The organism is Bacteroides sp. NSJ-39 (assembly GCF_014287315.1).
Lineage (GTDB): Bacteria > Bacteroidota > Bacteroidia > Bacteroidales > Bacteroidaceae > Bacteroides > Bacteroides finegoldii.
Map to the genome: position 1 here is coordinate 52,247 of NZ_JACOOB010000014.1, position 23,011 is coordinate 75,257.

16 protein-coding genes are annotated in these 23,011 nt (G+C 43.1%); 8 read left to right on the forward strand and 8 right to left on the reverse strand.

The features are described from left to right. The first annotated feature begins 18 nt into the window (after nt 1-18). Together H8S63_RS14965 and H8S63_RS14970 are read left to right on the forward strand one after the other, a co-directional pair. Nucleotides 19-984, forward strand: a complete 966-nt coding sequence (locus tag H8S63_RS14965) for a DnaJ C-terminal domain-containing protein (RefSeq protein ID WP_007748510.1) — start codon at nt 19-21, stop codon at nt 982-984. A 14-nt stretch (nt 985-998) separates the two neighbouring features. After that, the gene (locus H8S63_RS14970) at nt 999-1,313 is read left to right on the forward strand and encodes a chaperone modulator CbpM (RefSeq protein WP_008025905.1); all 315 of its coding nucleotides are present in this window, start codon (nt 999-1,001) and stop codon (nt 1,311-1,313) included. 112 nt (nt 1,314-1,425) lie between these two features. Here the strand turns inward: H8S63_RS14970 and H8S63_RS14975 are convergent, their stop codons facing one another. The 7 genes from H8S63_RS14975 to H8S63_RS15005 form a co-directional block, all read right to left on the reverse strand. After that, a complete protein-coding gene (locus H8S63_RS14975; RefSeq protein ID WP_022275904.1) occupies nt 1,426-1,896 on the reverse strand; it encodes a GAF domain-containing protein in 471 nt (156 codons plus the stop codon). A gap of 7 nt (nt 1,897-1,903) precedes the next feature. Beyond that, the gene (locus H8S63_RS14980) at nt 1,904-6,964 is read right to left on the reverse strand and encodes a DUF4132 domain-containing protein (protein ID WP_186927244.1); all 5,061 of its coding nucleotides are present in this window, start codon (nt 6,962-6,964) and stop codon (nt 1,904-1,906) included. Nucleotides 6,965-7,001: 37 nt separating this feature from the next. Continuing rightward, complete coding sequence (locus tag H8S63_RS14985; RefSeq protein WP_118196410.1) at nt 7,002-7,421, reverse strand: hypothetical protein; 420 nt, start codon at nt 7,419-7,421, stop codon at nt 7,002-7,004. Between the two features lie 7 nt (nt 7,422-7,428). Beyond that, nucleotides 7,429-9,183: a rhomboid family intramembrane serine protease gene (locus H8S63_RS14990; RefSeq protein WP_186927245.1), complete on the reverse strand. Its 1,755-nt coding sequence runs from the start codon at nt 9,181-9,183 to the stop codon at nt 7,429-7,431. Nucleotides 9,184-9,334: 151 nt separating this feature from the next. Further along, nucleotides 9,335-11,041, reverse strand: coding sequence for an acyl-CoA dehydrogenase family protein (locus H8S63_RS14995; RefSeq protein WP_008644789.1), 1,707 nt, complete (start codon nt 11,039-11,041; stop codon nt 9,335-9,337). Between the two features lie 6 nt (nt 11,042-11,047). Next, entirely contained in the window at nt 11,048-12,067 is a 1,020-nt protein-coding gene (locus H8S63_RS15000) for an electron transfer flavoprotein subunit alpha/FixB family protein (protein ID WP_055278939.1), read from the reverse strand. Nucleotides 12,068-12,069: 2 nt separating this feature from the next. Beyond that, entirely contained in the window at nt 12,070-12,942 is an 873-nt protein-coding gene (locus H8S63_RS15005; RefSeq protein WP_004314244.1) for an electron transfer flavoprotein subunit beta/FixA family protein, read from the reverse strand. A gap of 274 nt (nt 12,943-13,216) precedes the next feature. Here H8S63_RS15005 and H8S63_RS15010 point away from each other — a divergent pair, with 274 nt between their 5' ends. The 6 genes from H8S63_RS15010 (at nt 13,217) to H8S63_RS15035 (ending at nt 22,196) form a co-directional block, all read left to right on the forward strand. Then, a complete protein-coding gene (locus H8S63_RS15010) occupies nt 13,217-13,801 on the forward strand; it encodes an RNA polymerase sigma-70 factor (RefSeq protein ID WP_055278982.1) in 585 nt (194 codons plus the stop codon). A gap of 24 nt (nt 13,802-13,825) precedes the next feature. Further along, nucleotides 13,826-14,806, forward strand: coding sequence for a FecR family protein (locus H8S63_RS15015; protein ID WP_186927268.1), 981 nt, complete (start codon nt 13,826-13,828; stop codon nt 14,804-14,806). Between the two features lie 170 nt (nt 14,807-14,976). Continuing rightward, nucleotides 14,977-18,267: a SusC/RagA family TonB-linked outer membrane protein gene (locus tag H8S63_RS15020; RefSeq protein ID WP_186927269.1), complete on the forward strand. Its 3,291-nt coding sequence runs from the start codon at nt 14,977-14,979 to the stop codon at nt 18,265-18,267. Nucleotides 18,268-18,280: 13 nt separating this feature from the next. Beyond that, entirely contained in the window at nt 18,281-19,822 is a 1,542-nt protein-coding gene (locus tag H8S63_RS15025; protein WP_007748475.1) for a SusD/RagB family nutrient-binding outer membrane lipoprotein, read from the forward strand. Between the two features lie 32 nt (nt 19,823-19,854). Next, nucleotides 19,855-20,973, forward strand: coding sequence for a glycoside hydrolase family 18 (locus H8S63_RS15030; protein ID WP_186927246.1), 1,119 nt, complete (start codon nt 19,855-19,857; stop codon nt 20,971-20,973). 29 nt (nt 20,974-21,002) lie between these two features. Next, nucleotides 21,003-22,196 (forward strand): BT_3987 domain-containing protein, encoded by a 1,194-nt coding sequence (locus H8S63_RS15035; protein WP_229102125.1) that lies wholly within the window; start codon nt 21,003-21,005, stop codon nt 22,194-22,196. A gap of 131 nt (nt 22,197-22,327) precedes the next feature. Here H8S63_RS15035 and H8S63_RS15040 read toward each other — a convergent pair whose 3' ends face one another. Then, nucleotides 22,328-23,008 carry a hypothetical protein gene (locus H8S63_RS15040; RefSeq protein ID WP_186927248.1) on the reverse strand — a complete coding sequence of 227 codons (681 nt, stop codon included), beginning with the start codon at nt 23,006-23,008 and terminating at the stop codon, nt 22,328-22,330. Nucleotides 23,009-23,011: the final 3 nt, after the last annotated feature.

A 23,011-nucleotide genomic window follows, 5' to 3' on the forward strand; every position in this document is an offset into this window, starting at 1 on the left:
CGATTAAATTCATAAAACATGGCCTATATAGATTATTACAAGATTCTTGGAGTAGACAAAAGTGCTTCGCAGAATGATATCAAAAAGGCTTTTCGTAAGTTGGCCCGGAAATATCACCCTGACTTGAATCCTAATGACCCTAGTGCAAAGGATAAATTTCAGGAAATCAACGAAGCCAATGAAGTACTAAGTGATCCAGAGAAACGTAAAAAGTATGATGAGTACGGAGAACATTGGAAACATGCCGATGAATTCGAAGCGCAGAAGCGTGCACAGCAACAAGCCGGAGGCTATGGCGGTGCGGGAGGGTTCGGCGGATTCGGCGGTGCAGGTCAAGGTTTCTCCGACGGTAACGGAAGTTATTGGTATAGCTCCGATGGAGAGGGATTTTCCGGTGGCAATGCCAGTGGATTTTCCGATTTCTTCGAATCCATGTTCGGACATCGGGGAGGAAGAGGACAAGGCTCTGCGGGATTCCGCGGACAGGACTTTAATGCCGAACTTCATCTTTCCCTTCGTGATGCTGCTCAAACGCATAAGCAGATATTGACCGTCAATGGTAAACAAGTGCGTATCACCATCCCTGCCGGTGTAGCCGACGGACAGGTAATCAAACTGAAAGGCTACGGAGCCGAAGGTGTCAACGGAGGACCTGCGGGCGACTTGTACATTACGTTCGTGATAGCCGAAGACCCGGTGTTCAAACGCCTGGGCGACGACCTGTACGTAGATGTGGAAGTAGACCTTTACTCTGCTGTATTGGGAGGTGAGAAAGTGATCGACACGCTGGACGGTAAAGTGAAACTGAAGATAAAACCGGAAACGCAGAACGGTACGAAAGTCCGGCTGAAAGGTAAAGGATTCCCGGTTTATAAGAAGGAAGGACAATTCGGTGACTTGATTGTGACCTATTCCGTCAAGATTCCTACGAACTTGACCGACAAACAGAAAGAGTTGTTCCGTCAATTACAGAGTATGAACTAAAATGAATGAGTACTATGCAGACCGAATTAATTATTGTCAGTGAATACTGTCACAAATGTCATATTGAGCCTTCATTCATCGATTTGTTGGAAGAGGGCGGTTTGATTAACGTACATACCGAAGGCGGCGAACATTATCTGCTTTTGTCGGAACTCCCGAACGTGGAGCGTTACAGCAGAATGTACTACGACTTATCCATCAATATGGAAGGGATCGATGCCATTCATCATTTACTGGAAAAGATGGAAGATATGAGACGCGAAATGAGTTCGCTTCGCAAACAACTTCTGCTGTACCGGGAACGGGAAATAGAAGATATGGACTGGTAAAAAAATAGAGCCTCTGTTTGATCCGAACAGAGGCTCTATTTATAGTAAACAGAGGCTCTGATTCACTCAATCAGAGCCTCTGTTTTTTCAGGACGTTTGCATGGTTGTCAACTTATCCAATATACGTACAAATCTCTTCCAGATAGCGTGCGTCGATGGTGTCGAAACTATCCAGTTCATCACTGTCAATATCCAGCACTCCAATGACTTCACCCTGTTGGAGGATCGGTACTACTATTTCCGATTTCGAGTCCGAACTACAAGCAATGTGTCCGGGAAACTGTTCTACGTCAGGAACAATCAGTGTCCGGGCCTCTTTCCAAGCTGTGCCGCAAACTCCTCTGCCGAGGCGGATGCGGGTGCAGGCAATGGGACCCTGAAACGGACCCAGTACGAGTTCATCCTCTTTCACAAGGTAAAAGCCTACCCAAAAGAAACCGAAAGTCTGTTTGAGCGCCGCTGCAACGTTGGCAAGGTTAGCTATGAGATCCGTTTCCGTACTTACCAAAGCGTGCAGTTGCGGAAGTAACTCCCGGTATTTCTCCTCCTTATTTCCTGTGCCGATGATTAAATTCTCTGCCATCTCTTTTCTATTTGATTTGGTTCAGGATGCTCGGGTCTTTTATCTTATCGTCTTCTGCAAAGAAGATAATCTTAGTCAATATCTCGGCTGTCTTCGGATCTTCATCTACAAAAGGCAGGAACAGGCGTCCGCGATTTTGCGAATGTACCGGAAGAACGGCAATTTGCGCGCCGCCTTCCTGATGAATCACGCCGCTGCCCAGATGGATATTGTACTTACCCAGTTTGCCTTCGATGTGAGCAAAACTTCCTTTTATCGTCACGTTCTTGAAATGGAACAACGGCATTGTCAGTTCCACCAGCACGCTACGCATCTCGATGGTAGAGTGGCTGGTTTCCGGATCGACGCTTCCGGCATGGGCTACACTTACTGCCAAGTCTACGTCTCTCATCACTTCCGAGAAAATGACAGGAGGAATCTCCGAGATTTTCATCAGCTTGTAGTCCTTGCGGTTGTGGAAGCAGACATATTCTAACGTCGGAGCTTCGATGTCGGCAGGAGAGAACCAGTCTGCCATCGCATAGATGGTGGCGATGATGTTCTCTTTGTAATAGATCTTTTGCAAACCGTCTTCGTAGTCGGCTACCCAGCGACGGCCTTTCAGTACGGCAACCGTTTTCTGCGGTTGGATCTGATTGCCGGCGTAACGGCGGGATTGAGTAGCTTCCACTTCTTCCGAAGTCGGAACATAGAGCTCACGGAACACCTGTTTGAAAGGCTGGCGGATTGCTTTGTCGAACAGGAATTTCTGATAAGCATGCCAGTCACCGCTTGCGTACAAGTCTGTGGGATGGGCGATGCGTAACTCGTCTTTCGGTTTTAACGGTAGGCAAACGGCATTTACAGTCACCAGCAATCCATCGGTGTAGAAGCCCGTCTGTCCGTTACAGATAAAGACAAGATGTCTCAACAATGGCCAGATGACAGGGTTCTGCATCAACTTGCGCAATTCGCTTTCTTCAAAACGGGTACAGTCTTCCATCGCCTGTTCCAGCATCACGCGGGAGCGGGTATACTGGTCTTTCAGCTTTTTGTGTACCGCTTTCAGTTCTTCTATATACGGATGCTTTTTCAGTTTGGCAGGCATACTGTTGAGCTCTTTGCCGTCTTTGATTTGTTTAATCTCCGATTTGCCTTCCTCATTGATTTGCACATACACTTCTACGCCGTCTATCTCTTTGGGAGACAGGTAGGGGAGAAGTTCTTTGATTAGTTCCGTTTCCATGCTCCAGGTCAGACGGGTAACGTCTCCGTAGCCGGAGTTGCGTGCTAGGTTTTGCAGGGCGATGTTTACCGCTTTCTTTTCGCTTTCCTGCCTTTGAGCACCGAATTCCTTACTCTCTTTCAGGAACTTTTGCAGGTATTGATAACGATCCAGCAGTTCTTTGTCCGGTTTCCGTCCCAATGGGATGAGGCCGTAGCTCATCAATAAGTCTTTGTTGCGTTTGGCAACTATTTCTTTCTTTACATCTGCCGCCTTCACTGCGCCGTTGGTGGCATCGGCAAACTTGCGGGCACGGGTATGGCTATTGCTGCATGATATATATTTGGCGGCATTGTAGACCACTTCGAAGCGTCGTTTGCCAATTGTCTTAAATGCATCCCTGAACCAGTCGATATCAAAAGCACCTTCCCGCAAGTCTTCCACGTCGATAGGGGTGTAGCGGGCGATGATTGCTTTTTTCTTGTCGTCACATGTTTCATTGGTATGGGCGTGGAAATAATAGGCGGCACTTGTCAGTCCTTTCCAGCCTATTGCCTTTTCGGTCAGTTCAATCCATTGCGGAGCGAACATGGCGGCTTCTACCAGTCGTTCGTCACTGATTTCGGCTTGCTTCGCCAGTTTCTTCAGGTTTTCGCTGGTATCTGTTGGTAGGGGATGGCAAGCATGGAGCAAGCTGCTCAATACACCTCGTTTGGTGCTGCCCCAGTTGTAGTTGTCGCGTATGAAAGTATCTTTGCCGAATGCTTGCAGAATGTGGATAAATGTGTCCGCTCCATAAATATAACTTAGTTCTTCCGCAAGGCTGGTGACTTGTGTCTCGGAGTCTCCCCGTTTCAGTTCGATTTCAAGAATCCGGTCTACTATCTTCTGTGCAAGAGAACGGAAGAGAGAGAAATCGACGTTTTTGATGTCGGCGTATCTTTCTTTTTCCTTATTGAAACGAACGTTGTCGTTCAATACCGTGGTGATTGCCTTGATCTGGGCGGGCGAGCTGATGCGTCCCATCATTTCGCGGTATACTTCTTCTGTCGGGATGATTCCGAGCATCCATGCACGGGCGAAGTCTGTGGCATGAAGGTAAGAGTCTGTTTCTTCCAGTTCGGGTGTGTGTTCCATGTAGTTGGTGAGCTTGTAAAGTTGGTAGCGCACCGTGAAGTAGCGGATAAACAGATCATCACTCATAGGCTTTTGAGGCATTTCAAGCCAGAAATTCACGAACTTGTTGTTATGTATCGGGTAAACGATCTCCTTTTCTCCATATTCCAGTTTGTCCCGAAGCCATGCATGCTTGTTGGTGTACTGGCGGAAAATGTTTTTAGTATTCAGCAAAGGCAACAGTTGGAGCAGCATATTGACAGCCAATCGTTGGTAGACTGCTTCGTCTTTGTACTCGTATGACAATGCTTCGATAATATCACTCATCTGTTCGTAGTACGGCATCTTACGGAGTTCTTTCTGCAATCCGCGGTAAGTGATGCCGGCATACATCCGGTTGATAAGCGGCTCGAAAGTGTTGCTTGATTTCTGGTCTGCCTTGATGTCTTCTTCATCCTCTTCATCGTAGTCGTCATCGTCTTTAGGAGCGCCTGTCGATGCAAGCATGAAACTCATCATCAGTAATTTGTCATAGCTTCCGATCTCTTCTTCGTAGAAGGCCTTCCACAGTTCCGGGAAACCGAGTCCGCTCAATCCTCCGTAGTTGCTCCAGTTTATTAGGACACTGTTGCCTACCAGGCGTGCTTCTCCGTACCCATTCTTGAACTCTTCATTCTTATAGATTTCGATGTATTTGCTTAGTTTTTTAAATACAAGTTTGGCCCTTCCGAAACAAATGAATTCGAATGCTTTTTTCACGTTGAATCCTTTATCCTGGGTAATTTCCGGCAGATTGACTTCAAGAGCCGGGTCGTACAGACCGAAGCCGTTATCTTTGGTATAGTGTTGTGCGGTGTTTTCTTCCGTTCCGTCGCCGATCAGAGATTCTATCAACACTTTTTCTTTCGCGTTCGGTTTCTGAATTTCTTTGACGGTGGGGATCAGTTCCTGATAGGTATCTTGCAGGAATTCTATGTTGTGAATAGTCTTCATCATATCCAATCCGGCCAGGCGGCGTTCGGCCACCTTGTCTGTTAGTAAGCGGCGGATACTGCCGGACAGTTGTTCTTTCGGCTGCTTCATCAATAGATTGATGGCGTTGATACGCATCTCACTATATTTGAAGCGCAGCAACTCTTCTACTTTCTGATTCTGTTCGGGCGACAAAGTCATCTCGGACAAGACTTTGTAGGCTTCGTCACGAACGTCCTGCGAACGGTCGCCCAGTGATTGCAGCACATATTCTTCCTGTAAATGGCTGGTCGGGGGATTTAATACGACGCCGATATAGCCTGCCCGCATATAGGTATCCAAAGAAGGCAGACAAGTGCAAAGATCGTCTTTTAATGCAGAATCGTTGGTCATCCAGGTGATATACGCCATCTTGAGAACGATTTCCGAACGGGTGAGCTCTGCACTTTCCCATGGGAATACGTATGGAGAATAAATCTCTTTGGCAGAGATGGACTGATAGACGTTCTTCAGATAGTCATAATGACGGATCGCTTCTTCTTTGCTATCAAAATAATCATGGAGCGACGGGGCGTCCTTATGTCCTCCGTACCGGCTAAGATAGAGTCCGGACAGATACAGTGGCAGGATAGCCGCCACTACCGACGGTTCGTTATACCATTTTTCAAAAGCATCTTTACTGATGCGGTGGTTCATGCCGGAGTATTGCGTACAGCGTAAAAAGTAAAGTAAGGTCTGCACCTGATATTTGGCACCGTCTTTAATTATTCCCGGAACAAGTGCCTGGATTTCTTCCGTATTATAGAATCCGATGCTCCATAGAGCCAGATAAAGTTCGACCGTATCTTTGCTTTGGAGGGCTTTGCGTGCTTCTTCCCGGTCGTTCAGAAAACGGCGGATCAGTTCCACATATTTGTTGGTGATACGCTCGCTGCTGTCTTGTTCTCCGATACCCGTACAGACTGCAATGCCGCGTTTCACGGAGGCAAATCGTTGCAGGCCGTTGTCGCAGATCACCGAGAACAGATGGAGATAACTTTCGGGGCATCCTTCATCCATCGTTTCCACGATAGCTTGACGGAGACCTTCCTGCAGTTTGGCTGCCAGCAGTAACTTCCCTTCCAGTTCCAGCAACGGGCGGTAACCGCTCACGGCGATAGCCTGGAGATGTCCCTGGTTGAGGCGGTTGGCATTATTCTCGCTGGTCAATACGTTGTTGAGGTATTCAATGACAGTCTGGTTGCCTTCTGCTATTTGGGCGGCCATCCAGTTTTGGCAGTTCATCGCATCCTTGTATGTCTCTATTTCTTCCGGAGTGTTTCCTCCGTTCAGTATGGCTTGTTCGCTGAATCCGGTGGCACGTAGTTTTAGAAATTCCGTCAGCGCATCTATGATGTGACTGAAATGCAGAAGGGGATTCGCCGACCGCTGTGACCGGCGCGAATATCCATGAGTGTACGGACACCGTGCTTTGAGCTTCAGATAGGTGTGGAACAGGTTGGCATATTCGTCTCCCAATAGATAACGGAGCACTTTGTTCAACTTTCCGTCGAAAAGATTGGCAACACTCTTTATCTTCTCTTCCTGAATAATATGTATGATGCAAGGCTCTAGTTTATCGCTGTATGTGCCATACCGGGTATCCATGTTGAAGTATTGCATAAATACATCCAACAGTGTCATTGTCTCTTTGTCTAAACTGGTTCTCTTTTTCGTTAACCTTTCCAGGTACGGAGCAATCCGTTTGTTTAATGCGTCATTATAAATGAGTCTCATGATTATTTTCGTTTTAAGTGTGTTTATAAGAAAATGATTACCAAAGTCTTCCCGACAGCATAGCCAATCGGATGAAGGTGATGGTAGATTCTTCTTTGAGTCCGGTGGGAGAGGATAAGTCTTCAGTTTCCGTATCATCAATGAAGATACGGAAAATTCCGTCCTCGTAAGATTGCAGGGCGTTGGTGATTGCCTCTACTTCTGCGGCAGGTTTGCCGTTATAGTTTACTGCAAACCCAACCTTGCCGGAAGCTGCTTTATTTTCCACTTCTTCCTGTGTGAGGTATTTCAGTACTTCGCTTTGTTGCAAGCGTTCATTATATTCACAGACTTGCCAACTGACGATGGCTTCAATCAACCCCTGTACATTGACAGGCGGAACAGGAAAATCGACAGGAATCTTTTCGATATTGCACTTTCGCTTTCCTAACTGTTTGACTTGGACATATACTCTCATATTCTCTTTATTGGGTGATCTGAATACTTGATGTAATAGCATTCAGATCGGTTTCGGCTTCTTCATCATAGACAAGCATAACAATGGTAAAAGTTCGCTTCTTGCTTTCTTGGAAATAGTGTAATACAATTTGTTGTATGTCTTCTCCCGGTTCATCAGGAGCTCCGATGTGCAGAGGGTTTGTAGTTCTTGTCATGGATAGCCCGTTGATGTTGACATTGCTCTGCTTATAGTCTTCCGCTGGTTCTCCTTGTGCATTTCGCGGGAGAGTGAGCGATAACTTCTTTATATGTTCAAACTCTTTTTGTGTATCGTAGGTCAGAGCAGTAACCGTCAGTTGGTTGGCGCCGTTGACGAGCCTAAGCAACGGAGGTTCTGCGCTGGGAGTCAATCCTTTCGCTCCTGTTATTTTCCTCCAGTTGGTAGGATACTGGCAACTGAAATTTGTTTCTGCATCGTAATAAGAAAGCCATGTATCGTTATTGCCTACCGGAACGTATGGAGGATATTGGCTGGTAGAAGAACTGTTGGCAGTCTTCCTGCCAGCTTGGTTGCCGTTCTCGTTTTCTTCTTCCAGTTCACCATTCAGATAGGCTTCTACAATACCGCTTTCCCATTCGCCGCGTATGTCCTGATAAAGAGGGGGAACGTTCTTGCAAAGCATCAAGAAGCTGAACAGGAAAATGCAAAAGATACCAAGCTCCCCAAGGATTGAAACGGTACGTTGCGCATCGGCTTTTTCAAATTTATAGCTGCATACATAAATGATTCCCAGTAGGAAACCGCTTAATAATCCGCCAATATGTGCGGCGTTATCAATCCCGGCTTTCATGCCATAAACCAGATTGTAACCGACAAAAATAAGGATACTGGTCAATAACGCTTTCCGTTGTTCCTTTGCGATGCGATGGAAGAACAGGAAGGCGAGGAATATACCGTAAAGTCCGAAGATAGCTCCGGAGGCTCCGGCACTGATTGTCTCGCCGTGCATATAAAGACTGAATACTGCCGAACATAGTCCGGTCAGTAAATAAGACATGAACATCCGACGGCTTCCTATCAGATCTTCCAGTAGAAGACCTACATACATGAAGGCATACATATTCATCAGGAGATGAAAAGCACCGATGTGTATGAAGTTGCAGGTCACTGCACGCCACCAGTCGCCTGTAAGGGTCAGCGGTCCGAAGTCGGCTCCCCATTTCAGCAGTGATAAGGTGGAAGGAGACATGATTCCCACTCCGGATGCAATCATCACAATAAATACAAGGAGGTTGAGGTCTATCAGGATAGGCGTTGCCATAAAACCTTTGCGGGGAATAAAGAACGACCAGAAAGAGTTCCTCTTCTTTTCTTCTTCCAGATAGGCTTTCTCTTCTTCTGTGAGCGGACGGTTACACTCTTCCTCGAAATCTTTTGCCTTTTGGGTTAGCTCTTCCGGGGTAAGGGATGTTTTTATTTCTTCCATCGTCTCGCGTAGCTTTTGTATATTTTTTCTGTTCTTTCCATAGTCTACAAATTGTACGGAAGAGGATTGGCTGCGCACAGCTACTTCTCCGTCGCTTCCCGGTTCTATGGTAAAGGTTATTTCCTCTCCATGAGAATACATATTGAACGGGACTTCGAATCGTGCTCCTTCCGGAGTCACTTCCTCGATATTCCACTCCAGCTTTAGCGAAGCTTCAAGAGCCAGTATGAGGATTTCCGTTTTTGATAAACCCGGTAAATGCAGTTTGTCGTTATATGAAGGTTTGAGTGCCATATTTCTATTCTTATATAGAGTCGTCGATTAAAAATTACTTATCTCACTGACAAATGTATAGAATAATAATGAAAAATAATAGAATGTGACAAATAAAAAAGCATCCACTTCCTAAGAAGGGATGCTTTTATGAGATTTGATAGCGTATTTATTACTTTTTGTAGAATGCCAAGTCTTCTTTATCGAAGTTTTCGATGAAGTTTGAGTGCTTTTCTACTTCCGCTTCTGCATAGTTCAAATATACATGTGCAGATTTGGAGAACAGTTCGGAAGACTTGCTGGCATCTTGAATCAACAGGTGACACATGATAATGTCAGCAGCCATTTCCACCAGTTTGCGAGCGGTGAAGTCAAGCAATTCCTGGTCTTGTACTTCTTTCACTGCATTGGTGCTTGCTTCGAATTTGTCAGCCATCTTTTTCAGACGAGACATCAGCGGTTCCATTTCCGGTGAGCAAGGAATGGTTTCAAACTCGCGGATAGTAGCGATGTAAGAACCATTGGTTACGTAACGGATAGCGGCTACTGTCTGCAACTGGGTAGTTCCTTCGTAGATGCTGGTGATACGTGCGTCGCGATAGATGCGTTGGCAAGCATATTCCATCATGAAACCTGAACCACCGTGAATCTGAATACAGTCGTAAGCGTTTTGGTTCGCATATTCAGAGTTCATACCTTTAGCCAGCGGAGTAAAGCTGTCTGCTAATTTAGCATATTTCTTCTGTTCCTGGCGTTCTTCCGGAGTCAGTTTACGTTCACGGGCGATGTCGTCCAATGCTTTGTAGATGTCTACGTAGCGAGATGTTTGATACAGTAAAGCACGTCCGGCATCCAGTTTGCCTTTCATGATAGCCAGCATGTCATACACAGCCGGGAATTCGATAATTGCTTTTCCGAACTGCTTACGGTCTTTGGCGTATGCCAAACCTTCATTGTAAGCTGCCTGGCTCAATCCTACAGATTGTGCGGCAATACCCAGACGGGCACCGTTCATCAGAGCCATTACGTATTTAATCAAACCGAGTTTGCGGTCACCGCAAAGTTCAGCTTTTGCATTCTTATATACCAATTCGCAGGTAGGAGAACCGTGGATACCGAGTTTGTTTTCGATACGACGTACGTTCACGCCACCCTGACGCTTGTCATAGATGAACATAGACAAACCACGACCGTCTCTCGTTCCTTCTTCCGAACGCGCCAGTACGAGGTGAATATCCGCGTCACCATTTGTGATGAAACGTTTCACACCGTTCAGCAACCAGCATCCGTCTTTTTCGCTGTAAGTAGCTTTCAGCATAACAGATTGAAGGTCGGAACCAGCATCCGGTTCTGTCAAGTCCATTGACATGGTTTCACCTTGGCAGATGCGTGGGATAAAGCGGCTGTGTTGGTCGGGATTGCCAAACTCATAAAGAGTTTCGATACAGTCCTGCAATGACCAGATGTTTCCGAAACCTGCATCGGCAGCAGCCACGATTTCTGCACACATGGTGTATGGGGTGATCGGGAAGTTCAGACCGCCGAACTTACGTGGCATGGTCATACCGTTCAAGCCGGCTTTTACCATTGCGTCCAAGTTCTGTTTGGTTCCTGATGCATATTCTACGCGACCATTGGCACAGTGAGGACCTTCTTCGTCTACACCTTCTGCGTTAGGGGCAATGATTTCTCCTGTGATTTCTCCGGTAATCTCCAACACTTTGTCATAAGAGTCTACAGCATCTTCGAAGTCCAGCGGAGCATAGTCGAATTCATCTTTATCTCTGTAATTGCGTTCTTTGAGTTCGCAAATACGTTTCATCATCGGATTGTTCAAGTGAAACTTGAGTTCCGGTATGTCTGTATAATAATTAGCCATCTTTCCTTACTTGCTATTTTGTTTATAATACTTAATCATCTTCGGCACAACTTCTTCGATAGTTCCGTTGATTACGTAATCGGCAATCGTGTTGATCGGAGCATCCGGGTCGTTGTTGATGGAGATGATGATACCACTTTCCTGCATACCGGCGATATGCTGAATCTGTCCGGAGATACCGCAAGCGATGTAGAGTTTCGGACGAACCGTAACACCTGTCTGACCGATCTGGCGGTCGTGATCTGCGAAACCTGCGTCAACAGCAGCACGGCTGGCACCTACTTCTGCGTGAAGTTCTTTAGCGAGGTCGAACAACAGGTCGAAGTTCTCTTTCGAGCCTACACCGTATCCGCCGGCTACGATAATCGGAGAACCTTTCAGGTTGTTCTTTGCCTTTTCTACGTGGCGTTCGATTACTTTCACTACATAGTCCGTATCGGCTACGTATTTTTTCACATCGTGACGGATCACTTCTCCCTGATAAGTCGGAGAGAGGATTTCTTTCTTCATCACACCTTCGCGAACGGTTGCCATCTGCGGGCGGTGTTCCGGGTTCACAATCGTAGCAACGATGTTACCGCCGAAAGCCGGACGGATCTGATACAACAGGTTCTTGTAAGTCTTGCCTTCTTTCTTGTCTTCGTGGTCACCGATTTCAAGTGAAGTACAGTCGGCAGTCAATCCGCTGGTCAAAGCAGAAGAAACGCGCGGACCGAGGTCACGACCGATTACAGTAGCACCCATCAGACAGATTTGCGGCTGCTCTTCTTTGAAAAGATTCACCAGGATAGCTGTGTGAGGAAGTGAAGTATAAGGGTAAAGTCCTTCGCCGTCGAAAACGTGAAGTTTGTCTACTCCGTAAGGAAGGATTTGTTTTTCAATATCTTTGAGGCCGGTTCCGGCAACCACTGCTTCGAGTTGACAGTTCAACTGGTTGGCTAACGAACGACCTTTGGTCAGAAGTTCGAGGCTGACGTCTAAAACGTTACCTTCTTCTATTTCGCAATATACAAATAAGTTATTCATGATTATCCGATGGTGTGGTTAGCTAATAGTTCAACAATCAGGTCTTCCACGTCACGGTCGCTGCCGCTGATGGTTTTGCTCTCTTTAGCCTGGAACACGATGTTCTGGATGGCTTTCACTTTTGTCGGCGAACCGGACAGACCGCATTGTGCGAGGTCACCGTTTACGTCGGCTACGCTCCATTCTGCCAGATTCAGATAATCGCGCTTGTCGTACAGGTCGGTATAATCAAGATTGCCTTGCTGTTTTTCAGTCACAGTTTTTGCATGCTTGTATTTCTGAACCAATTTAGCGTTACGCGGACGGCAAGGAGCTGCAGAACCGTTGACAGTAATCACGATAGGCAATGGGCCTTCTACAGTTTCAACACCACCGTCGATGTGACGTTTCACCTTAATCTTACCATCGCCCACTTCCAGAATTTCTTCTGCGTATGTGATTTGCGTCAATCCCAGCTTTTCTGCTACCTGCGGACCTACCTGTGCCGTGTCACCGTCGATTGCCTGACGGCCACCGATAATAATGTCATACTCACCGATTTTGCGGATGGCAGTGGCAAGTGCGTAAGACGTAGCCAGTGTGTCTGCACCAGCGAAAGCACGGTCGGTTAATAAGTAACCGTTATCTGCACCACGGAAAAGTCCTTCACGAATAATGTCGGCTGCCCGTCCCGGTCCCATTGTCAGAACGGTTACGGTAGAGCCTGGATGAGCATCTTTCAATCGGAGAGCTTGCTCGAGAGCATTCAGGTCTTCGGGGTTGAAGATGGCGGGGAGTGCCGCGCGGTTAATCGTTCCGTCGGCTTTCATGGCATCTTTCCCAACGTTACGTGTGTCGGGAACTTGTTTTGCCAATACAACAATTTTCAAACTCATGCTATAAATTTTAGTATTAGTATTTCTATAAGTTAGCAGCCAGTAGTCAAGTAGTAATCTCTTGCTATCCAAACTATCCGGTTAACTATCAGCGTGCAAATTTACTCAAACACTTGGTTCTGACAAGAATTCCAAGCGAAAAATGTACATTGTTAAGCATTTCTTTGTTCTGTTAGTTATATGTATATCACTGTTCTTTTCGATAAAAAAGGGTTTTTGTATTGTTTATGTGCAACTAATATGTTTATTTTGCCCGCTATTATTTGGTAATATTATGGAAAATGATAAAAGACAAATGGAGAAGGACTTTCAATCTTTCTTCACTGTTAACTTTCCTAAAGTGAAGAACTTTGCTCGAAAGTTACTGAAATCGGACGAAGATGCAGAAGACGTTGCTCAAGATGTTTTTTGTAAACTGTGGCAACAACCGGAAATGTGGCAACATCCTAATGATAAATTGGATGGGTATATCTTTGTAACAACACGGAATATTATTCTTAATATGTTTAAGCATCAGCGTATAGAGCAAGAGTACCAGGTAAGTTTTATAGAAAATGCGATACTTTGTGAAATAATAGAAGATGATCAGGCACTAAAGGATATCTATTATAAAGAGTTGCTTATGATTCTCCGGCTTGCTTTAACAAAAATGCCTGAGCGTCGGAGGATGATATTTGAGGCCAGTAGATTTCAAGGACTGAGCAATAAAGATATTGCGGAAAAATTGGGTGTTTCTATCCGTACGGTAGAGCACCAAATTTATCTAGCATTAATAGACCTAAAGAAAATACTTCTTTTTTTAGTTTTTTTTTCTTCTCTCTTAAGTAGTATAATGATTTTAGTTGTCTTTAAAGTATAAGGCAGAAATAATAATGAAATAATGATGAAGAATTATATTCGACAAGTGATAGAACTTTTTAGTCAGAACGACTATCCGGTTTCCGTCCAAAAGCAATTCCGGCATTGGTTGGCTGATGAAGAACATAAGGAAGAAAAAATGGAAGCGCTCACTTCTCTTTGGGAAGAAGCCGGACAGCAGCGAGTTCCTCAGGGAATGCAGCAGTCTATACGCCGTATGCAACAAAATATAGGTATGCGTCCTGTCTCTTCGCAAAAGAAATATATATTACGTATTTGGCAGGTAGCGTCGGTGTTGTTGCTGGCTGTATCGTCGGTTTCTATCTATTTATTATTGGAAAAAGACGATTTTTCCAGTGATTTGATAGAATGCCATATACCAACTGCAGAAATACATGAACTGACATTACCGGATGGTACTTCCGTTATGTTGAATTCAAAAAGTACTTTGTTTTATCCGGAAAGTTTTAATGGTAAAACCAGAAGTGTATATCTGATAGGTGAGGGCTATTTTAAGGTAATGCCGGATAAGGAACATCCCTTTATTGTGAAAGGATCTGATTTTCAGGTTACGGCTTTGGGAACTGAGTTTAATGTAAATACTTATTCGGAGAATGACGAAGTGTACACTACTTTAGTTTCGGGCAGTGTAAAAGTGGAGTATGATAATTTAATCTCAAGTGTTATATTGAAACCTAACCAGCAGTTATCTTATAACAAGCTGACCAAAAAAAGTCGTTTGCAACAATCACAAGTTGATGATGTGATAGCTTGGCAACATGGAGAACTTGTATTTAGTGATGCACATTTGGAAGATATATTCACGAGACTAGAACATAAGTATCCATATACTTTTGTATATAGTTTCCATAGTTTGAATAATAATACTTATAGTTTCCGTTTCCCGAAGAATGTGACGTTGGAAGAAATTATGTTAATTATTTCACAAGTAGTTGGAGATATCCACTATGTGATTAAAGACAATAAATGCTATATAACTAATTGAAAAAGAACCCCTATGTCTAATTATTAACTTAACACACCATGAAAAAAAAATATCCGGAGGGAACTGCCATTCCTTCCGGATATGAAATCGAAAAATTCCTTAAAATTAGCGTGTTACTAACGCAATCCAATCAAAATAGAATTAATAACCAATTTACTAATACCAGGAAAATGCTACAAATGTATAAAGAAATAGCAGGACGAGTGCTCCAAAAACAGGTTTTTCTTACTTTTTTAGTATTATTAATGATGCAGACCTCTGCTTTTGGGCAAAAAGATAGTAAAATAACTATCCAACAGAAAAATATGACTGTAATTGAGGCTTTAAAATCTGTGGAAAGACAGACTAAAATGTCTATCAATTATAGTGATTCTCAATTGAAAAGCAAAAAGCTTACCAATCTGAACTTGAAAAATGCGCTTATAACTACTGCGCTTGATACAATCTTAAAAGGAACAGGTTTCACTTATCAAATCCGTGATAATTATGTTATAGTTACCGAACAAAAGTCGGTAGCGCCTTCTGTAGTGAAGAATATAAGAGGCAAGGTAGTTGATGAAAATGGAGAACCACTGATTGGTGTGAATATCTCGGTGGAAGGTAGTTCTACGGGAACTATAACTGATATGAATGGAAACTTTATGATAAAAGCTTCCGATAAATCTAAGTTGAAAATATCTTATATAGGGTATGCAACTCAAATGATTGCCGTTTCAAATAAAGATTTTTATCAGGTTGTGTTAAAACAGGACGCTGAAGTCTTGGATGAAGTCGTTGTGACTGCATTAGGTATAAAACGTGCGGAAAAGGCTTTGTCATATAATGTACAACAGGTGAAAGGGGATGAATTGACTACTGTGAAAGACGCTAACTTCATTTCTTCATTGAATGGAAAGGTTGCCGGTGTTACCATTAATTCTTCCAATTCAACCGGTGGCGCATCCCGTGTTGTTATGCGTGGTGTAAAGTCTATCACTTCTTCCAACTTGGCGCTTTATGTGATTGATGGTGTGCCCATGTATAATATGATGAATGGTGGCAATTCACAAAGCGTTTTTGCTGACCAACCGGGTACGGATGGGGCGGCTGATATTAATCCGGAAGATATAGAGTCTATCTCTATGCTGACAGGACCTTCCGCTGCTGCATTGTATGGTAATGCTGCCGCTGCGGGTGTAGTGCTGATTACTACTAAAAAAGGATCTGTTGACAAGACGTCTGTGACAGTATCTAACAATACAACTTTCTCGAAAGTGGCGATGATGCCAGAAATGCAGAGTAAGTACGGAAATGTGGCAGGAAATGTGGATAGCTGGGGACCGATTGTGAATAGCGATTATGATCCGCGCGATTTCTTCCGTACAGGTAGTAACGTGATAAACTCTGTAGCTTTGTCTACCGGTAATCAAAAGAACCAGAGTTATTTGTCGGCTTCCACTACCAATACAACGAATATCCTGCCGAACAGTGGATATAACCGTTATAATTTCACTGTACGCAACACGACCAGTTTCTTGAAAGATAAAATGACATTGGATGCCGGTGCAAGCTATATTCTTCAGAACGATAAAAATATGGTATCTCAAGGATACTATTATAATCCACTGCCTGGACTTTATCGATTCCCCCGTTCGGAAAATTTTGAGGATGTGCGTATGTTTGAGCGTTACAATGAGGGTTTAGGTATAATGGAACAGTATTGGCCTTACGGAGAAATTTCCAGTGGACTGGCAAATCCATATTGGGTACAAAACCGTCAGATACGTGAGAATAAGAAAACACGTTATATGGTGAATGCTTCTCTGAAATATCAAATATTTGATTGGTTGGATGTCACAGGTCGTGTGAAAATTGACAATTATGAAAATCGTAAGACATACAAGGCGTATGCTTCTACCGGTAGTCTGTCTGCAGGAGACAGAGGAACATATCATGATACTTGGGCTCAGTCAAAGACTACCTATGCAGATGCCATTGCTACAGTAAATAAGAACTTTAACGATTGGTCTGTGAATGTAAACTTGGGTGTATCTTTGAATGACAGTCGTTATGAATCGATCGGATATGAAGGCGGCTTGAAGATTTATAACTTCTTTGCTGTTCATAATTTGGATTTTGATAAAGCATGGAAACCAAAGCAAGAGGGTTGGCATGATCAGACTAGAGCTATCTTTGCGAATGCAGAACTAGGTTGGAAGTCAATGCTTTATTTGACGGTAACCGGACGTAATGACTGGGATTCAAGATTGGCTTTCTCTGATTATAAATCATTCTTCTATCCGTCGGTAGGGCTTTCGGCTATTCTTACAAGTATGTTTGATACACCGGAATGGTTAAGTTTTTTGAAAGTTCGTGGTTCATATACTGAGGTAGGTAATTCTTACGATCGTTTTATGACTACTGTCACTTATCCATACGATGAAGCATCGCATAATTGGAACACGACTTCTGTTTACCCGAATACTAAATTGAAACCAGAACGCACAAAATCATGGGAAGTGGGGGTAGACGCCAGATTTCTGAATGATATCAGTTTCAACTTAACTTACTATCGTTCCAATACTTACAATCAGACTTTCCATGCAACTTTGTCTGCTTCTTCCGGATATTCATCTATTCCTATCCAAAGTGGAAATATTATGAATGAAGGTATTGAAATGTCTTTAGGATATGATAAGAAGTGGGGAGATTTCTCTTTCAACACTAATTATACGTTGACTTGGAATCGTAATGAAATAAAACAATTAGCTGATGGCGCTTATAATTATGCTACCGGAGAGCCGATCGTAATGCCGGAGTTGGATGTTTTACATTATGGACAATTAGATGCCCGTCTGCTTTTGCGTGTAGGTGGTTCAATGGGAGATGTATATGGTCAGAAAGTGCTGAAACGCGATCTCAATGGATATATCCTTAATGAGGAAGGAGTAGGTCTTGCCCTTGAAAATAAGGAAACGCATTTGGGGTCTATCTTGCCAAAGATGAATATGGGATGGAATTTGGGATTCGGATATAAAGGTATAAATCTGGGTATGACATTTACCGGACGTTTTGGAGGTATTGTACTAAGTGAAACGCAATCAGTATTGAATGCTGCCGGTGTGTCTAAAATTAGTGCGGATGTTCGTGATGCGGGTGGCGTACCGATTAATCAAGCCAAAATAGATGTACGCAATTACTTCCAGACAATTCAAACAGCTTCCGTTTATTACACATATAGTGCTACAAACGTGCGTTTGGGTGAATTAAGCCTGAGTTATACATTGCCGAAGAAATGGTTTGCCAATAAATTAGGTATGACTGTCGGACTTGTAGGAAAGAATCTGTGGATGATTTATTGCAAAGCACCTTTCGACCCGGAACTGACTACTTCGGCTGCGTCTAATTTCTATCAGGGATTTGATGCATATATGCTCCCAAGTACGAGAAACTTTGGATTTAATGTCAAATTTCAGTTTTAAATAGTAAATAGGTATGAACAAGATAATAAAATATATTGGAGCAAGTGCTGTTATATGCTTGATGGCAGGATGTACTACTAATTTTGAGGATTTCAACACCAATCCGTACCAGCCTTCTAAAGTGCCGGCTAATACATTGCTGTCGGGAATGTTTAATGTATATGCAGCACCTATGCAAAATGACTGTCAGCATATAAATTGTATGTGGGCTTGTTTTAGCGGACAAATCACCGCACCTAGTACTTGGTCAAAAGGGGAAAATCTTTTTGCTTATTATAATGCGATGGAGGATCATAACGCTGCTACCTGGGCTAAAATATATGCACGCATTTATCCTAACTTCTTCCGGATTGAGGAAGCTACGGAGAAAAAGGGTGTTATCTACGCTATGGCTCAGTTGACACGTATTTATGCAATGCAGATGATGGCCTCCCTGCAAGGTCCTATCCCTTACTCTAAAGTGAAATCGGGTGATATAAGGGCTGCTTATGACGATGAACCGACTGCCTGGCGTGCCATGTTCGATGATTTGGATAATGTAATTGCTATATTGAAATCTGCAGCGGAATTGGGGATTAATCAGGATTTGGCAGCAGTAGATCAATTTTATGGCGGAAATTGCGAAAAATGGATGAAATTTGCCAATACATTAAAACTTAGAATGGCTATCCGGGTGTCCGGAGTAGCAGATTATGCTCAGGCTAAAGCTGAAGAAGCTGTACGTGGTGGTGTGTTGGAGTCTGTTTCCGATAGTTCATATGACACAACTAGCAGTGGTATCAATGAAAATGGCTATGCTATTGTGAGCGGATGGGGCGAGGTGAGAGCTAATGCTTGTATTACCTCATATATGAATGGGTATAAGGACCCACGGCGTTCCGCTTATTTTACTAAGCAAGCGGCTGGCTTTTCTGAAGATTATGTAGGAGTCCGTTCGGGATCTTCGGTAGCTCCAAATCCTTCTGATTATCAGAACTATAGTAACCTGATGATAACGACTGATAAAACATTGCCGCAACCGGTGATGTATGCTGCAGAAGCAGCTTTCTTACGTGCAGAAGGCGAGCTGAAAGGCTGGGATATGCAGGGTGATGCAGAGACTTTCTATGAACAGGGAATTCGGTTGTCTTTTGAGGAATTTAAAGTAACCGGAGTAGATGCGTATTTGGATGATGATAAATCGAAACCGGGAAATTACGTTGATCCCAATCACTCTGCCGACAATTATAGTAATCTGTCTACTATCACTATTAAATGGGACAAAAGTGCCACTCCGGAGGAAATGTTGGAGAGAGTGCTTACTCAAAAGTGGATAGCTCTCTATCCGGATCCTTTAAATGGCTGGTCGGATTTCCGTCGTACGGGATTCCCGAAAATATTTCCGGCAACACATTCTGCAAATCCGGATTGTAAACCGGCTCGCGGGCAACGCCGTCTTCGTTTTGCTGACACAGAGTATAATACGAATAAAGAAAATGTGGAGGCTGCTGTGACTATGCTTAGTGATGGGAGAGACTCTAATGGTACCGATTTGTGGTGGGCTTTGAAAAATTAGAGATTATTAATGGTTAATTTTAAGATTATAGTATGAGAAGATTGATATATTTCATATTTGCGTCTGTCGCTGTACTAGTATTTGTACAATGTAGTGACTGGACTGAAATGGAGAATAAATTTACTGAACCGGTGAATATTAATAGTGAGGATTACTATCGAGCCTTACGGGAATATAAAAAGACAGATCATCCTATTTGTTTTGGGTGGTATAGTGATTGGTCGGGTACAGGTGACAATATGAATAACCAATTGAGAGGTATTCCCGATTCCATGGATTTAGTATCTTTGTGGGGCGGTGCTTTCAATTTGACAGAAGCACAGAAAAGTGATCTTAAGGAGGTTAGGGAAAAGAAAGGAACTCGGATATTGTATTGCCAGCATATCATGGATATTGGTAGAAGTATGACGCCTGCTTCTGTGGAGAATGACCATATAGTAGACGGTGTGCAATATAATTCTTATGAAGAGGCTATGGCAGCTTACTGGGGATGGTATGCAACCGGAAATCATCCAACGTACAATAATCACTATGGTGATGGCTCCCCAGAGGGTATTGAGGCTGCTATCCGTAAATATGCACAGGTTATAGCGGATTCTGTCAATAAGTATGATTATGATGGTTTTGATATTGACTATGAACCGAATTGGGGCTATCCAGGCAATATTTCCAGTCATCCGGAACGCATGCACATTCTTCTTGATGAGTTATCGAAAAATTTTGGACCGAAATCGGGAACTGGCCGTATTCTTATGGTGGATGGAGAACCTCAGACTTTGAACACAGAATCTGGTGGACTATTGGATTACTATGTGATTCAAGCATATTATAGCCCGGGTGATACTGATTTGGATACTCGTTTCAATAAACTGTTGGCTAAATTTGGATCAATAGAAGATGAAGCTACAATTCTTCGTAAAACTGTTTGGTGTGAAGACTTCGAAAGACATAAATCGGACGGAGGACCGCAGTTTACAACTCGAGACGGTGTGACGACATATTCTTTGAAGGGGATGTCTATGTATTATCGTCCGGGAGTAGATGCACGTATCGGTGGTGTAGGAGCGTATCGTTTTAATTTGTGCCGTCCGGTGAATGACTATTTCTTTATGCGTGAAGTGATTCAGGTGATGAATCCTGCCCAACATTAATACTATGAATATAACTAAAAATGAAAACTATGAAGATGATTAGATTTTCTAAATATGTGGCATTGGTAATTATTCTAGCATCAGTTTTTGGTTGTGATGATGCGGAAATGAAGGCCATTGATAATGGATTATACATTCAGGAGGCCGCACCTTCTAATAAATTCGATCAACAGATAATAACGCAGTTGGTAGATGATGAAGAAGTTGTGAAAACGCTGACAGTTCGTTTAGTTCGTGCTATGGATCATGATGTCACTGTCACACTGGATATTGATCCTCAGTTGCTTGAGGAGTATAATAACAAAAATGAAGCAAACTATTTAGTGCTTCCGGAAGAATATCGAAATTTTGAAAAGACAGTCACTATCTCTGCTGGTAATGTTTCAGCTCCGGTTGTTAATCTTATTATAAAGCCGTATAGTTCTTCAAATGGTGAGGCATATGCTATTCCTATACGAATTACTTCTGTGGACGGACCGGTCGAAATGAAGGGGAACGCGAATCATCTTCTTTATTTGCTAACCTCACCTCATAGGCAAAAAGCTGTAATAATAAAAAAAGGAAATAGAACTGTTAAGACGTTTAGTACTGCCATTCCTATGGAACAATGGACTTTTGAATATTGGGTGAAGGTAGATAATATAACAGGGAAACCTACAGGAGATTGGGAAGGTTTGGGAAATAAAAATTTCAGGGCACGAATTTTTGTTCCTGATTCCCAACCGCTCACATTCTCTGATTTAACTCTTCGCTATTATGCTGATGGAGCTAATGTACAGATTCCTATTTTACAATTCCAAAATTCAGCTGGTCATTTTGATACTACTGGATTCTGGTGGCCTGATACATGGTATCATATTGCTTATACCTATGATGGTACAACAGTTACAGTATATAAAGATGGTGTAAAGGATAATTCGTTAGCAAATTCTATTGACTGGACTTTTAAAAGCCTTTCTTTTGCTATAGGAAGTTTTGGATATGAACAACAAGTAGAATTCGCACAGATTCGTATGTGGAAGAAATGTCTTTCAGAGAATGTGATAAAAGACAATATGTCACGTCAAGTTGCCGGAGATTCTGATGGGTTGATAGGTTATTGGAAATGTGATGAAGGAACGGGTAATGAGTTGAAGGATAGTAGTCCTAACCAGAACCATGTAACTCTTGGTGGAACACCTCAATGGAGTGAACAAATTAATTTTTCTCATCCGAATAAATAACTCCTAGTGAAATGAATAGAAAAGTCGTCACGTTAATAAGTGGCGACTTTTTATGTTTCTAGGATTGGGATCTCATATTCCCACTTACGGTCGTTAAGTTAGGTTCTAATTGTATTAGAGGAATGAATAAACTAAAGAGTAATTCCGAATACAAAATAGGCCTGTTCCTCGTAAGGGTTAGCTATTAATTTTCCGAATATGGGTAAAGAAAAATTGGATGTAATTTTGAGTTCTTTTGTTGCTGATAATCCAACGTTGACTACATTGAATTTATTGGAATAAAAACTTTCCCAAGGTGTAAAGCCTGCTTCAATACTTAGATTTACGTCCTTCACATTGAAAGGATAACTCAATTCACAGTAACTGGACCAAGCGCGTTTCCCGTTTTCCCGGTAGTCATTTCCTGCAAATGTGGTGTACCAGCTTATAGATAGTGGAAATTTCTCGCTAAACATATATCCGACTCCTATTTCAAAAGTATGTCCGGTGGAGTGTGAACTGTAATTGAAATATTTGAAAGGCTCATCCTCTGTTTGGGTAAAGTAGTTATTGAAGTAAAGAGTCAGGTTTTTGTACTCATATTCTAGTGAAAGGTCTATTTCATTATTCTTTTCCCGGAACTCGGTGGAGCCCCAAGCATAGACGGTCAATCCTTTCCAGTTGAGGCCGAGTGAGGGTTGCACACTTGCATTGCCGCTGTCAATACCACGCCAGATATAGCTGCTGACGAAATCAGCATTTACAAAAACTTCTTGTGCCTGTGCAAAGGCTGCGTAAAATAGGATTGCAATAAGTACAATATGTCTTTTCATTTT

Excerpts from the sequence above, each read along its gene's own strand:
- H8S63_RS14970 (WP_008025905.1), top strand. The coding sequence starts at position 999 with ATGCAGACCGAATTAATTATTGTCAGTGAATACTGTCACAAATGTCAT.
- H8S63_RS14995 (WP_008644789.1), bottom strand. The coding sequence starts at position 11,041 with ATGGCTAATTATTATACAGACATACCGGAACTCAAGTTTCACTTGAAC.
- H8S63_RS15000 (WP_055278939.1), bottom strand. The coding sequence starts at position 12,067 with ATGAATAACTTATTTGTATATTGCGAAATAGAAGAAGGTAACGTTTTA.
- H8S63_RS15025 (WP_007748475.1), top strand. The coding sequence starts at position 18,281 with ATGAACAAGATAATAAAATATATTGGAGCAAGTGCTGTTATATGCTTG.
- H8S63_RS14980 (WP_186927244.1), bottom strand. The coding sequence starts at position 6,964 with ATGAGACTCATTTATAATGACGCATTAAACAAACGGATTGCTCCGTAC.
- H8S63_RS15035 (WP_229102125.1), top strand. The coding sequence starts at position 21,003 with ATGAAGATGATTAGATTTTCTAAATATGTGGCATTGGTAATTATTCTA.
- H8S63_RS14990 (WP_186927245.1), bottom strand. The coding sequence starts at position 9,183 with ATGGCACTCAAACCTTCATATAACGACAAACTGCATTTACCGGGTTTA.
- H8S63_RS15020 (WP_186927269.1), top strand. The coding sequence starts at position 14,977 with ATGCTACAAATGTATAAAGAAATAGCAGGACGAGTGCTCCAAAAACAG.
- H8S63_RS15030 (WP_186927246.1), top strand. The coding sequence starts at position 19,855 with ATGAGAAGATTGATATATTTCATATTTGCGTCTGTCGCTGTACTAGTA.
- H8S63_RS14985 (WP_118196410.1), bottom strand. The coding sequence starts at position 7,421 with ATGAGAGTATATGTCCAAGTCAAACAGTTAGGAAAGCGAAAGTGCAAT.
- H8S63_RS14965 (WP_007748510.1), top strand. The coding sequence starts at position 19 with ATGGCCTATATAGATTATTACAAGATTCTTGGAGTAGACAAAAGTGCT.
- H8S63_RS15010 (WP_055278982.1), top strand. The coding sequence starts at position 13,217 with ATGGAAAATGATAAAAGACAAATGGAGAAGGACTTTCAATCTTTCTTC.
- H8S63_RS15005 (WP_004314244.1), bottom strand. The coding sequence starts at position 12,942 with ATGAGTTTGAAAATTGTTGTATTGGCAAAACAAGTTCCCGACACACGT.
- H8S63_RS14975 (WP_022275904.1), bottom strand. The coding sequence starts at position 1,896 with ATGGCAGAGAATTTAATCATCGGCACAGGAAATAAGGAGGAGAAATAC.
- H8S63_RS15015 (WP_186927268.1), top strand. The coding sequence starts at position 13,826 with ATGAAGAATTATATTCGACAAGTGATAGAACTTTTTAGTCAGAACGAC.
- H8S63_RS15040 (WP_186927248.1), bottom strand. The coding sequence starts at position 23,008 with ATGAAAAGACATATTGTACTTATTGCAATCCTATTTTACGCAGCCTTT.